General features: G+C 50.7%; 14 protein-coding genes and 1 other annotated feature. Of the genes, 9 read left to right on the top strand and 5 right to left on the bottom strand.

Going from position 1 to position 13,047, the window contains the following annotated elements; translation table 11 throughout:
• On the top strand, positions 1 to 382 hold a 382-nt coding region (locus tag ACJHXB_RS21745), incomplete at its 5' end, for an RNA-guided endonuclease InsQ/TnpB family protein (protein WP_227913310.1).
• A gap of 44 nt (positions 383 to 426) precedes the next feature.
• Positions 427 to 564: a hypothetical protein gene (locus ACJHXB_RS21750; RefSeq protein ID WP_047088497.1), complete on the top strand. Its 138-nt coding sequence runs from the start codon at positions 427 to 429 to the stop codon at positions 562 to 564.
• Between the two features lie 64 nt (positions 565 to 628).
• Here ACJHXB_RS21750 and dqlB read toward each other — a convergent pair whose 3' ends face one another.
• Positions 629 to 724, bottom strand: a complete 96-nt coding sequence (dqlB, locus tag ACJHXB_RS21755) for a DinQ-like type I toxin DqlB (protein WP_001303310.1) — start codon at positions 722 to 724, stop codon at positions 629 to 631.
• Positions 725 to 869: 145 nt separating this feature from the next.
• Here dqlB and ACJHXB_RS21760 point away from each other — a divergent pair.
• A protein-coding gene (locus ACJHXB_RS21760) for an IS3 family transposase (RefSeq protein ID WP_370874348.1) occupies positions 870 to 2,083 on the top strand; the annotation gives its coding sequence in 2 pieces (ribosomal slippage) (positions 870 to 1,158 and positions 1,158 to 2,083; 1,215 coding nt in all).
• Positions 1,151 to 1,267 (top strand) — a sequence feature (AL1L pseudoknot). Its footprint overlaps the gene before it by 117 nt.
• Before the next feature lie 454 nt (positions 2,084 to 2,537).
• Positions 2,538 to 2,789, top strand: a complete 252-nt coding sequence (locus tag ACJHXB_RS21765; protein ID WP_021513960.1) for a hypothetical protein — start codon at positions 2,538 to 2,540, stop codon at positions 2,787 to 2,789.
• Between the two features lie 71 nt (positions 2,790 to 2,860).
• Here the strand turns inward: ACJHXB_RS21765 and ACJHXB_RS21770 are convergent, their stop codons facing one another.
• Positions 2,861 to 3,013, bottom strand: a complete 153-nt coding sequence (locus ACJHXB_RS21770; RefSeq protein ID WP_023156060.1) for a Hok/Gef family protein — start codon at positions 3,011 to 3,013, stop codon at positions 2,861 to 2,863.
• A gap of 291 nt (positions 3,014 to 3,304) precedes the next feature.
• Between ACJHXB_RS21770 and trbA the strand changes: the two genes are divergently transcribed.
• Genes trbA through trbC form a run of 3 tightly spaced genes read left to right on the top strand, consistent with a single transcriptional unit; the run spans position 3,305 to position 7,886 of the window.
• Positions 3,305 to 4,513, top strand: a complete 1,209-nt coding sequence (gene trbA / locus ACJHXB_RS21775; RefSeq protein WP_000121273.1) for an IncI1-type conjugal transfer protein TrbA — start codon at positions 3,305 to 3,307, stop codon at positions 4,511 to 4,513.
• Between the two features lie 18 nt (positions 4,514 to 4,531).
• Positions 4,532 to 5,602 carry an IncI1-type conjugal transfer protein TrbB gene (trbB, locus tag ACJHXB_RS21780; protein WP_000151582.1) on the top strand — a complete coding sequence of 357 codons (1,071 nt, stop codon included), beginning with the start codon at positions 4,532 to 4,534 and terminating at the stop codon, positions 5,600 to 5,602.
• Positions 5,595 to 7,886: an F-type conjugative transfer protein TrbC gene (gene trbC / locus ACJHXB_RS21785; RefSeq protein ID WP_001289276.1), complete on the top strand. Its 2,292-nt coding sequence runs from the start codon at positions 5,595 to 5,597 to the stop codon at positions 7,884 to 7,886. The genes trbB and trbC overlap by 8 nt, the downstream gene beginning before the upstream one ends.
• A 36-nt stretch (positions 7,887 to 7,922) precedes the next feature.
• On the opposite strand, the gene nikB is transcribed toward trbC, so the two are convergent.
• Positions 7,923 to 10,622 (bottom strand): IncI1-type relaxase NikB, encoded by a 2,700-nt coding sequence (gene nikB / locus ACJHXB_RS21790; RefSeq protein WP_052971501.1) that lies wholly within the window; start codon positions 10,620 to 10,622, stop codon positions 7,923 to 7,925.
• A gap of 10 nt (positions 10,623 to 10,632) precedes the next feature.
• A complete protein-coding gene (nikA, locus tag ACJHXB_RS21795; RefSeq protein ID WP_001283947.1) occupies positions 10,633 to 10,965 on the bottom strand; it encodes an IncI1-type relaxosome accessory protein NikA in 333 nt (110 codons plus the stop codon).
• A 233-nt stretch (positions 10,966 to 11,198) separates the two neighbouring features.
• On the opposite strand from nikA, the gene ACJHXB_RS21800 reads away from it, so the two are divergent.
• On the top strand, positions 11,199 to 11,534 hold the full coding sequence (locus ACJHXB_RS21800) for a molybdopterin-guanine dinucleotide biosynthesis protein MobC (protein WP_000157095.1): 336 nt from the start codon (positions 11,199 to 11,201) through the stop codon (positions 11,532 to 11,534).
• Positions 11,535 to 11,619: 85 nt separating this feature from the next.
• On the opposite strand, the gene ACJHXB_RS21805 is transcribed toward ACJHXB_RS21800, so the two are convergent.
• Positions 11,620 to 12,468: a DUF4942 domain-containing protein gene (locus tag ACJHXB_RS21805; RefSeq protein WP_252305333.1), complete on the bottom strand. Its 849-nt coding sequence runs from the start codon at positions 12,466 to 12,468 to the stop codon at positions 11,620 to 11,622.
• A 348-nt stretch (positions 12,469 to 12,816) separates the two neighbouring features.
• Between ACJHXB_RS21805 and ACJHXB_RS21810 the strand changes: the two genes are divergently transcribed.
• A complete protein-coding gene (locus ACJHXB_RS21810) occupies positions 12,817 to 13,014 on the top strand; it encodes a hypothetical protein (RefSeq protein ID WP_001412266.1) in 198 nt (65 codons plus the stop codon).
• Positions 13,015 to 13,047 lie beyond the last annotated feature (33 nt).

Raw genomic sequence — 13,047 nt, forward strand, 5'->3', positions numbered from 1 at the left:
AGCAGCGGGTACGGTCAGCCAGCCGGGGCGCAATGTCCGGGCAAAATCAGGTTTAAACCGTTCGATACTGGATCAGGGCTGGTATGAAATGCGCCGCCAGCTTGAGTACAAACAGCTCTGGCGTGGAGGTCAGGTGCTTGCTGTTCCGCCAGCGTACACAAGCCAGCGTTGCGCGTGCTGTGGTCATACAGCGAAAGAAAACCGCCTGTCACAAAGTCAATTCAGATGCCAGGTATGTGGATATACAGCGAACGCCGATGTAAATGGCGCTCGTAACATTTTAGCGGCGGGGCACGCCGTACTTGCCTGTGGAGGGACGATGCAGTCAGACCGCCCGTTGAAGCAGGAACCAGACGCTGAGCAATCAGCCGTCACCCACTAATGGGAATCCCCCTCCTGAGTCACGAAGTGCGAAGGTGGGGGAGGATGTCAAATGAAGAATATGGAAAATGGTGGATAGATGTTGAATACATTTCATGGGGTGTTTCCGGGAAAACTAGACTGATGTTTGACTCAAAGGAGCAGGCACTGGAAGTTAAGGAAGGGTACAAATTTTTAACGTGAGATCTCTTTTTGTTAAAGGGCAGGAAGCGGTAACTCCCTGCCCTTAGTTACGTTTCCAGGCTTATCAGTCGACAAGTTCCCGGATCAGTTCCAGAACAGCAATCAGCGCGTTTGCAACGGCAACTACTGCCCTGAGAACGATGATTAACAGATTAATCATCCGCTTCTCCATCACTGGAGGAAATCACCGTTGCTTACTCTTACATTGCCTGTCACAACGGCACTTTCAGTGTTAGTTGAAAAGAGACTTCTGAACCGCCCCGGGAATCCTGGAGACTAAACTCCCTGAGAAAGAGGTAAACAGGATGACTAAAAATACTCGTTTTTCCCCCGAAGTCCGTCAGAGGGCGATTCGTATGGTTCTGGAAAGTCAGGGCGAATATGACTCACAGTGGGCGGCAATTTGTTCCATTGCCCCAAAGATTGGCTGTACACCGGAGACTCTGCGTGTCTGGGTACGCCAGCATGAGCGGGATACCGGAGGCGGTGATGGCGGGCTCACCACCGCTGAACGTCAGCGTCTGAAAGAGCTGGAACGTGAAAATCGTGAACTGCGCCGCAGTAACGATATCCTTCGCCAGGCTTCCGCTTATTTTGCGAAGGCGGAGTTCGACCGCCTCTGGAAAAAGTGATGCCACTGCTGGATAAGCTGCGTAAGCTGTACGGGGTCGGACCGGTATGCAGTGAACTACATATTGCCCCGTCAACGTATTACCACTGTCAGCAACAGCGACATCATCCGGATAAACGCAGTGCCCGTGCGCAGCGCGATGACTGGCTGAAGAAAGAGATACAGCGCGTATACGATGAAAATCACAAGGTATACGGTGTGCGTAAAGTCTGGCGTCAGTTGTTACGGGAAGGTATCAGAGTGGCCAGATGCACTGTGGCACGTCTCATGGCGGTTATGGGACTTGCCGGTGTTCTCCGGGGTAAAAAGGTCCGTACGACCATCAGCCGGAAAGCCGTTGCCGCAGGCGACCGCGTAAACCGTCAGTTCGTGGCAGAACGACCTGACCAGCTGTGGGTGGCTGATTTTACTTACGTCAGCACATGGCAGGGCTTCGTCTATGTGGCGTTCATCATTGATGTGTTTGCCGGATACATTGTGGGGTGGCGGGTCTCATCGTCCATGGAGACGACATTCGTGCTGGATGCACTGGAGCAGGCGTTATGGGCCCGTCGACCGTCCGGCACGGTCCATCACAGTGATAAAGGTTCTCAGTATGTATCGCTGGCCTACACACAGCGGCTTAAGGAAGCCGGATTACTGGCATCAACAGGAAGTACAGGCGACTCGTATGACAACGCGATGGCGGAGAGCATCAATGGTCTTTACAAAGCGGAGGTAATACACCGTAAGAGCTGGAAAAACCGTGCAGAAGTGGAACTGGCCACACTCACGTGGGTGGACTGGTATAACAATCGACGATTGCTGGGAAGGCTGGGCCATACTCCTCCGGCAGAAGCAGAAAAAGCTTATTATGCTTCCATCGGAAACAATGATCTGGCAGCCTGAGTTCACAGATAAAACACTCTCCAGGAAACCCGGGGCGGTTCATTCCTCCTGCCAGAGCACTGAACACAGCACCACCTGTTTGTTCAGCCAGGACTTAAAATCTTGCATCCATAGTCCCGATGGATATCACGGCAGAAGTGTCGCCAGACAGAGCTAACCTGCGGATTATAAGGATGGTTGCTATCAAATGAACAGCTCGCTATTATAAGAACGTTAGTTGAAAAGAGATTTCCTCCGGTCAGGGCCACCCACTCTGTAACGGAACAGTAAAAAAACCGACCTCACCAGTCGGTTTTTTTTACATCTGTTGTTTCTCAAAATCCGCCCCGCCATGCCCGTCACACCGGGGAAACTCATGCTCTGAACCTGAACCAGCCATCTCAACTTTGCCGTCTTCTGAAAAAACTGGCACATTCAGTTCGATAACTACCCATAAATACAGAGAGAAAATCCGATGTCAGAAAAGTGGAGTAAAGAATTCGACTCTTGCTTTCAGGTGGGGAGCATAGAAGAAATTGCCGATGCTCTCGAGAAACGCAGCGGAAGCGAGGAAAATGCGTTAGCCATGCTGGCAATGACAGCCTTCACACTCATGACCCGACGTGGTATCTGCGAAATGCAGAACGTGACCCCCGATGGCAAAGGCATTCGGCTGGAGCTAATCGGCTTCAGGGGAAATGAAACAATACCGGATACGCTTCATTGAAGAAGAAAGGGCGCAATGAGGTCAGCCTTCGCAACAAAGCGGCGGCAGAAAACCTGCCGCCGTGTTGCCCGTTAACGTTTAACTTCGTAGGCTAACGTTGCCACAAGCACTGTGTTTCCCTGCTGGAGCCGGAATCCGCAAAGCGAATCCCTCACCATCCAGACAAAACACAGAATCGTCACACAGATGACGATTAACATCATTAAAAACGTTCGCTGTGGCATCATAGCCCCTCCATTGCCTTACGGCGGTTATCGGGCTACTATAATGTTGTCTAGGCATTACAGTAGAGCCCTTGGTTGATTGATAAAAAAATCTCCAGGGGCTTTCTGCTGTATACCGTCCACAAAACGCTTTCGGCATACAGCCTCAAGCGCCCGCAGCTATTCTAACGACTTTCGTATCTGCAACAATCCTTTTATCGCACGGCTAACTCCTCTGGTTAGCTCTTATCACCTGAAAATAAATTTTTAACCTTTCCGTTCGATTTAAATTCCAGAAATGGAGACTTTGTCATGTCTTACAATCGACAGCCTGTCGCAGAAGATCCTATGCAGATATGGGGCGCTGTTGGTGTCCTTCTTATCCTGCTGCTATTCGTCATATGGTTATTCTTGCCGGAAGTGGTTTACGCCAGCTGCCTGATTCTTCATACCTTATGGGGACTGGTCGACTGGGGACCATTTCATAACTATGCAGCACCACGATACAACCTGCTTGCCATGACCGGTAACAACGCCGCCAACATAAGCTATAGCCAGTGGGTTAACGTCATGGAACAGACCATAGGTATTCTGTGGATGTACCTCTTACCTGTGACACTCTGGTGTTTGTGGGAGTGGTATCAACATCCGGGACAAAGCCGTTTCACCCGCAGACCAGTAGATATTACCCGACTGCCACACATCTTTGCTTCGTTATCCCCTGCTATCGCCCCTGTACTGGCAGATGGTGATCCGGAAAAACTCTTTCATGGTGGTAAACGACCTGAACGGCGGGTTGCTCTCACCCCGGAAGCATTTGTCGAACAGCATACTCTCATCACCAATATGCAGCTCGATGTTGCAGCTGCAAGACGATGTTTCATGGCCCAGTTGGGTAAACCTTTAACGTCCTGGAAAGACATGGCACCACATGAAAAAGCGCTCTTTGCCATATTTGGCCTTCAGTATTTCCTGGATGATCGTAAGGCAGCATTAAAGCTCATGGATACACTGAACCTCTCATGCAGAATTAAAAGCAAACGGGACAGCGGGAAATTCTGTACCCCTGTTTATTCACTGGCCAAATCAGCTTTCCAGAGAGTGATTAAAAGCAACGGAGCACAGCAATGGCTGAAACAACATCGCTACGTCCGCAGTGGGCTGGTCTGGCTGTATGCACATGACCTGCGGCTTACGCCACCCAACTGGATTTGGCTGAAAGGCGTGGACAGGACGCTGTTTTATGCATTACACCGCGCCAATACCACGAAAGGATTTATTGAAGGCGCTGGCGTGGTGGCCGTTGCACGTGCAGAGGCCGAAGCCATGCGTTTTGGTCTTCCCTGCCCTGAACCCTGTGTTGATGAAGCGGTGGAAGGCTTACGGCGGGATATGCTCAGTCTCGGTCTTATCTGGGATGAACCACAACCAGATCGCGACCGGAAACGCCGCATCCTGACCAACTGGTCCCTCACCGACGACATCCTGCCCCGCACACCTGCTACAGACAACGAATTCTGATTATCCGGAGAACTGAAAATGACAATCGAGTACTTTGCAACACGCATTGCAAAACATATTTCCGTGCAGGCAATCTGGCCGGATGGCAGGACAGAAATTATTGCCGTCCTTCCACGGGATGCCCTGTCAGGGCTGGTAACACGAAATAATCAACTGATTCATATAGCCTTTGACGCCATGGGCACCCGTAACAGAGAAACCGTCCTGATTGATAAACAGGAGCATAACGCTGACCAGATACTTACAGCTATTGATTCCTGCCTGCGCCTTGAATATCTGATGGAACGCCGCTTCAGCAGAACACCTTTGTTCCGTGGCATAATCGCCAGCGTTGTGCTGTTCGTAATGGCAACGATTGGCTTCTCTCTGTTCCGCTATGTTGATCGTGTATTCTGGGATGATACAACGCCTGAAGCAGTACAGACAGCAGGTGAGCCACGACTGCTACCCCCTCACCTGAATCACACTGTGCCATTAAATGAAGGCATTCAACTCCCGGTTCCCCCGAAAAAAGACGTCCAGGTCCCGGAGAAAACAATCACAAGCAAAAATCCGGAAGCCGCAGCTGCGCGACATAATCTGGCTACTGTTCTGAAGCGGAACGCCGATCGGGGCATGTTTACCATCAACCTGTCATCCGGTCATGAACGAACCCTGTTCGCATTTCTCGATCCTGCCTGTCCTAACTGCAGACTTCTGGAGCCGGCCTTAAAACGCCTGGCCAGCGACTTCAATGTCGTTATCTACCCGGTTTCAGTTATTGGTGGAGAGGAATCCACCGACCGTGTGGCACCACTGCTGTGTGAAAAAGATGCTCAGAAACGTGCTGCCGGCTGGCACCGACTGTATTCCGCAGATAACGGAATGATGACGCCACCAGAAGAAACAACGCCTGCAGATGAAACATGCCTGAAAGCGGCCAGAGCTGCAATTGATGTAAACAATGTCGCCTTCCGTAAGTTCGGATTTGCCGGTACCCCATGGGTGCTGTCCGACACCGGCTGGCATCTGCCTACAGGAATTCTGCAGGAAACTGGCACGCTTAATTTATTCCTGAAAACCACCGACAGCGAGTCTGGCCATGAGTGAACATCGCGTTAACCCCGAGCTTTTACACCGTACAGCCTGGGGAAATCCTGTCTGGAATGCACTCCAGAGTCTCAATATCTATGGCTTTTGCCTGGTGGCAAGTCTTGTGGCCAGTTTTATCTGGCCACTTGCATTACCGGCATGTCTGTTGTTCACACTGATAACAATGCTGGTATTTAGTCTGCAGCGATGGCGCTGCCCTCTTCGTATGCCCATGACGCTGGAATGTGCTGACCCGTCACAGGACAGAATGATTAAAAGAAGTCTTTTCAGCTTCTGGCCAACCCTGTTCCAGTATGAGGTCATTCTGGAATCACCGGCCAGCGGCATATTCTATGTTGGTTATCAACGCGTCAGGGATATTGGCAGGGAGTTATGGCTGAGTATGGACGATCTGACCCGCCATATAATGTTTTTCGCCACCACCGGTGGCGGTAAAACGGAAACCATCTTTGCCTGGGCGATTAACCCACTTTGCTGGGCAAGAGGATTCACCCTTGTCGATGGCAAGGCACAGAATGATACGGCAAGAACGATCTGGTATCTGGCCAGACGCTTTGGACGTGAAGACGATGTGGAAGTCATTAACTTCATGAACGGAGGAAAATCCCGCAGTGAAATCATTCTGAGTGGTGAAAAAACGCGTCCTCAGTCAAATACCTGGAATCCCTTCTGTTACAGCACTGAGGCATTCACAGCGGAGACAATGCAGTCAATGCTGCCCCAGAACGTCCAGGGGGGCGAGTGGCAGTCCCGGGCCATTGCCATGAATAAGGCACTGGTATTTGGTACTAAATTCTGGTGTGTGCGCGAAGGCAAAACAATGTCGCTGCAGATGCTCCGTGAACATATGACTCTCGAAGGGATGGCCAAACTTTACTGTCGTGGCCTCGATGATCAGTGGCCGGAAGAAGCTATCGCACCGTTACGTAACTACCTTCAGGACGTTCCCGGTTTCGACCTGTCGCTGGTCAGGACACCATCAGCCTGGACGGAAGAACCCAGAAAACAACATGCTTATCTCTCCGGGCAGTTTTCTGAAACTTTCAGCACATTCACGGAAGCATTCGGGGATATTTTTGCTGAAGATTCCGGTGATATCGATATCCGTGACAGCATTCACAGCGACAGGATTCTGATGGTAATGATCCCCGCTCTGGATACATCAGCGCATACAACGTCTGCTCTTGGACGAATGTTTATCACCCAGAAAAGTATGATTCTCGCCCGTGATTTGGGCTACCGCCTCGAAGGAACTGATTCCGATGCACTGGAAGTCAAAAAATATAAGGGGCGTTTCCCTTATCTGTGTTTCCTTGATGAAGTGGGGGCATACTATACGGACCGTATTGCTGTGGAAGCCACTCAGGTGCGTTCACTGGATTTTGCTCTGATTTTGATGGCACAGGACCAGGAACGTATAGAAGGACAGACAACAGCCACGAATACTGCAACACTGATGCAGAACACGGGGACAAAATTTGCCGGCAGGATTGTCAGCGAGGGTAGTACGGCCAGAACGCTGAAAAGCGCCGCCGGTGAAGAAGCCAGGGCGAGGATGAACAACCTGCAGCGTCAGGACGGCATATTTGGTGAATCATGGATTGACAGCCCACAAATCAGCATCCTGATGGAAAGCAAGATAAATGTTCAGGAGTTGATTGAACTTCATCCTGGCGAGTTCTTTTCTATTTTCCGGGGAGAAACCGTACCATCAGCATCATTCTTCATCCCTGACGATGAGAAAAGCTGCAGCAGCGATCCCGTTGTTATAAACAGGTATATCAGCGTGGATGCGCCACGCCTGGACCGTCTCCGCCGTCTTGTTCCCCGTACTACTCAACGTCGAATACCGTCACCGGAAAATGTCAGTGCCATCATTGGCGTCCTGACTGCAAAACCCTCCAGAAAAAGACGAAAAATTCGCACAGAGCCGCACACGATCGTGGATACATTCCAGCAACGCATTGCAGGACGTCAGGCGGCTATGGCAATGCTGGAAGAGTACGACACAGATATCAACGCACGTGAAAGTGCCTTGTGGGAAACAGCGGTGAATACGCTTAAAACGACCACACGGGAAGAGCGACGAATTCGCTATATCACGCTGAACAGACCAGAACTACCTGAAACAAAAGAGGAAAATCAGATATCAGTGAGAGCAGAAAGAGCAGGTATAAACCTGTTAACGCTTCCACAGGACAATAACCACCCGACAGGGCGTCCTGTAAACGGGTTTCATCATAAAAAAACCAACCGTCCGGACTGGGACGGAATGTACTGAACAGTGGCCGCGCCGGATTCTGGCGCGGCCTTTTTTTTAACCTGGAGAAGGCGGTTCCCAGCGTTTATCCTGCTCCGGCGGAGGCAGTGATGCGTCATCGTTGCTGTTCGCCGCGATATAATCGCGGTAGTAGCGTTCACTTCCTTCACGGTGATGATCCACGTCCGGTCGCGTAATCCTGTAGTCTTCGTGACCGGTACGGCCTGTCACATTATGCCAGGCAACCATTTCAGCAAAGACCTGGTTAAATTGTTTGTCGTTTCCTTCTGGTTCAAAACCCATGCGTGGATCACGCCCGAATAATACCGGTGCAATCAAATCCAGTTTATCTGCCAGCGCATTGCGGTCATGGTGATTACGGAAAACAACCCTGTCACCATAATCCGTACAGACAAACTCTCCCGTCCGACGGTCACGGAAACGAACACTCCCGTTCTTCTGCAGACGGGCCTCGAGATCACCGGTATTACCGTATACCGGCGTTCCGCCCGGTTCACAAAGCACGACACAGCGGTCTGTCGTCGTTGTGCGTGACCTGTCTTTACGGCGATCGCGATAATCCCAGCCTCTCAGCTGCGATACAGCAGCCCTGTCTCCCTGAGCAGCCTGAATTTCGACCCACTGACGGTAAGAGGGTGGATACCATTTCCCATCAGCAATAAGTTTCTGTCGCTCATCCCTGATGTCTTCTTTCAGCCTGATCAATGCCTGCATTCGCTGAACTTCTGCAATGTGATAATGCAGCTTACGTAATGCCGGATCATCGTACTGCGCACGAATGTGTGACTTCCGCAGACGGCATGCCTGATGAATTTCCCGACAACGTTCCCCATAACGCAGATCTGGTTTACGCCATTGTTCACGCCATGCCAGATAGCGGGCACGCAGGTCAGCACGGGCCTCAGCTCTGGCTTCACGTCGCTGCCGGCGCAGCATTGGGTCACGTTTACTGCTGACCCCGTACCTGTCACTGACAGCCAGCTCCGGGTTATAGCGACTTTCAGGTTGCACCCTGTCAAACAAATCTGCTGGGGCACTCACAAAAGGTCCGGCCTGTGGCTCTGCACGCCCCAGTGTCAGATCAGGATGAATGCTGCTGGCCTTCACCGGCGTTTGCTCATGATTAAAGGCATCAACGACAACAAGCCCGTGATGTTGTTTCTGTAGCATCAGTCCCTGTTGTGCAAACAGCTCATGACAACGCTGCCAGGTAAACTCACCCTGTGTGATCATTTCTTCAATCTGAGGGCTACAATGGCTGATGCTGTATCCCCACAGACTTTCTTTGTCAGAAAACAGTTCGCGTTTGATAGCCCCCTGCGGCCCCGTGCCTGTACGCATACGGTGCCATTCTTTATCGGTCGCAGGACAGCTCTCCATACGACGACCACGGAAGCGTTCTGTTGGCGTAACCTGGCGGAAAATATCTGTTGGTACAGGCTGCCAGCCACCATCGAGTTGATTCACATTGTCGAGCGTCAGCAGTGACCATACGCTGTCAGCACGAACGGGAGTCTGGTTATGATCATAACCGTCACAGATAACCAGGTGACCATGCTGAACACGCATCCATAATCCCGCTTCAGCCAGTGTGCGGTGAATAGCCTGGCAGTTTTCCAGCCGTCCTTCCCGTGCCATTTCCGGCAGACGTTCTCCAAGATGACGACAGGCATACTGCTGCAGACTTTCTGTTTCAGCGATTTTTTCCGGGCGAACATCAGCTGCAATGAAGTCCGGATTATAGCGTCCTGGTGCTTCCACCTGGCTGAAAATGTCTTTTGGTACTGGCGTGTAGTCACCCATTTTTTTCATGAGTTTTTCTGCACACCAGGAGGGACCAAACGAGTCAAGCTGTACACCTTCCCTGTTGCGATCCCAGCCATCCATCACCAGAAATTTTCCTTCCATCTGAGACAGGTACAGACCATCTTCCGCAAGACGACGATGCAGGGATAACCAGTCATTTACAGGTTCACTGCGTAAACCAGCGACCGCTGTCTGCGCGACATACTCGCGAAAAGTTTGTTTTTTTCCGCGTGTCCACGCGTTCTGGCGATCACGTTCAACGGCAGTTTTGCGAACGATACGATTTCCCGGCGCATGGACCCAGCAACCGTTATCCGGAGCAAAACCATGCTTCAGTTCAAGCTCACGGCAGGCACGGCTGAGTTTTTCCTGACTCCATGAAAGGCAATTCAGATAACCTGTAACCGGATGTACCCGGTTGACCGCAACGTGAACATGCAGGTTATCAGTATCGGTATGTACGGCAGAAACATACTGATGTTCACCCAGCCCGAGGGATTTCAGGGTATGGCGTACACTGTCATAAATCTGTTCCGGACGCGGGCTTTCATGGGCCTGCCAGGAAAGAATGTAGTGAAAAACAGGATCAGTATTATCTTTCGCATAGTGTGCCTGCTGTGCAATGTACTCCATATCTGCAGCAGCAGTTTCAAGCGATGTACAGTTGTGAAAACAGGTCACACCGTAAAAGTTAACCCATTCGCAGCCGTCCTTCATGACATCAACCAGCGCCACGAATGACTCATTTCGAAGGCGTGTCGCATAATCAACAAGGCGACTGAAACGGCTCCGGTGCGGTTGTTCAGCCTGCGAAGAAGAAGATAAATTCAGTTCCTCATCGGTCATGTCATCCCGGACCGAGACGTAGGACACCAGGTCTTCGAACGAAGACTTGCCGTCCCTTCTCTTTTTCGGAATGACTGCATTCACCGGAGAATCCTCAACCTTCCATTAACTGTTTACGCAATGTATTTGTAAGTTCGGTTATGGCAACAAGCACTTCTGCGTATTCCTTGTCACCGGTTCTTTTTCCCTGAACAAACAGATGCTTCTGCATCCTTCCCAGTCTCATTAACTCCTTCAGAAAAGCATCATCTGTACGGGAGTTAATTCGCTTATTCAGTGCTGCATTTCGGATGTAAGCAGATACAGTAAGTCCGGAATCTTCAGCTTTTTTCCTGATGGTTTCATCCTCAACAGGAGAGAATCTGAGTGTCCTGACAACTGTCTTTTGCCGTACCTCACTTTTCTTTCTTACCGCACTATCACTCACTTCAGGCTCCTTACGGGGTGTCGGGGCGAAGCCCTGACCAGATGGTAATTGTAATAGCGTCGCGTGTGACGGTATTACAATTACACATCCTGTCCCGTTTTTCAGGCCATTATAGCCTGTTATTTTTGTGCATCATAGTCTTATGCAGACGGCAGAGGCAGGGCGCAGCCCTGCCAGGAGTCAGTTTTTGATGATAAAATCAGGCTTCAACATGAAACGGAGAGAAAGTGCCAATGGCTTCTAAAAAATTTTACTCAGATGATGACATCCAGCTGGCAAAAGCTGCTTTATCGGAATTGCCAGATCTCACCGCTCAACGGAAAACATTGCGTGATTTTCTTGATGCCATTCGTGATGACATTATTGTCCTGGTAAGGACAAAGGGTTATACACTGGCAGATGTTCGTGACACGCTCAAAAATGCAGGGTATGAAGTAGGAGAGAAGGCACTTCGTGACATTATTCGGGAAGCAGAATCGAAAAAACCATCCCGCCGTTCTTCCTCTAAAACAGCACCTAAAAAGACAGATTCAGGCAGGAAAGATGGCATCGATATGAACAACAATTGATGTGACAATGTCACATTTTGTTCTGAGATTATGATGATTACAGAAAAAAAAGCCCCGGCATAAATACCAGGGCTTTTCTGTTTAATCAGACTCGTGGCGGCAATACACCTGGATAATGCCGTGCAATAATATCATTCAGTTTTTCAACAAGGTCAGAACGCTTAAAGACAATGTGTACGGTCCCTTTCTGGTAGCCACGCACCGTAAAATATTCCCCTTCTAACAGCTTACCGACATTGTCGCCGTTCCCGAGAAATTCACCATACTGCGCCCCGATGCTGTTCCTGAAGTCAGGAACGTTGCGCCCCTCCAGCAGATAAAACGGACGTACCAGGTCATCCAGTGCCTCCCGTCCGCTGCAGTCCAGCGTCACACGCCCGTTACTCCAGCGGTACAGCAGGTTTTCAATAATGATTTTCTTACCCAGACGGCAGGGATTATTGGTTCTGTAATCCCATGACAATTTCCGGTAGACATCAATCAGTCCCTGTTCAAACGTCTGCATCTTGCTGGTATTAAGATGGCGGAATGTTGCCAGTACATTGTCCAGGGTGATTTCAGGACAGGTGTCGCTCATCAGCTGGCTGTTCCACTCATCACGCTGGCATGAACTCATGAAGGTGTACATGCCCGTATCTGTCATCAGGCGGTCCCAGATTTTCCGGTCGGCAAGACGGGTGATATTCCTTTTCGCTTCTTCCGGCTTATCCATGCGACGAACGGAATCAGTCACGCAGTCTTCAAACCCGTAAAGAAAAATATCACCTGACGCATCAAGCAGAATCCTGCGCGCTGTCGCCAGGCATTCCATCGCCTGCATGAACAGTGCAATACCTTCGTTACGCTGCGCGATGATGCGGTCGATGGCCACAGACGGAATAACATCTGTCGTGCCGGCAGTATTCAGGTCAGCAGTGGGTAAAGTCTGATTCATCACATTGTCTCCTCATCGTCACGACTGCCTGGTCAGCCAGGTCATTTCCCGGAGGAGCGAAGCTCCTTCTGCCGTCCGGGTCTTCGGGGATTTCCCCGCAGTGGACCTTTCCGACGGGGGACGCTCACCACGTCACGGGGCAGTTGTCCGGGGGCAGACGCAAAAGTTTTTGACGCCTGCGGCAAAAAGTTTTGTGGCTGGTACATCTCTCCCCTGGACGACTGAAACGGGATGTGGTCGTGTATGTACCCCCGGAAAGTCCATCTGCGGAGAACAGGCCGCAGTGCGGCGGCAGACAGGCAGAGACAGCTGCGCCATCAGGCGCAGTGGCCTTACACACCGTAAGGTGTGCAGGGAGCGCCGCATCCGGCGCGACTGAAGAAAAACGACGGCGCAACAATGGCATGTGGTGGTCACTGGCACACCACTCCCGCACAGGTGAAAACAGAGAAAACAGCACGACACCTACAATCAAAAAAAGTGAAATTCCTTCACTTTTTCACACTTATTTTTCGCGCTGATTTGGTGGTTATGGTGATAAAATAAAGTGAAGTTTTTTCACTTTTTCAAAGGTGTTTT

It is taken from the genome of Escherichia sp. WS3227_2 (assembly GCF_046486495.1).
Taxonomy (GTDB): domain Bacteria; phylum Pseudomonadota; class Gammaproteobacteria; order Enterobacterales; family Enterobacteriaceae; genus Escherichia; species Escherichia coli.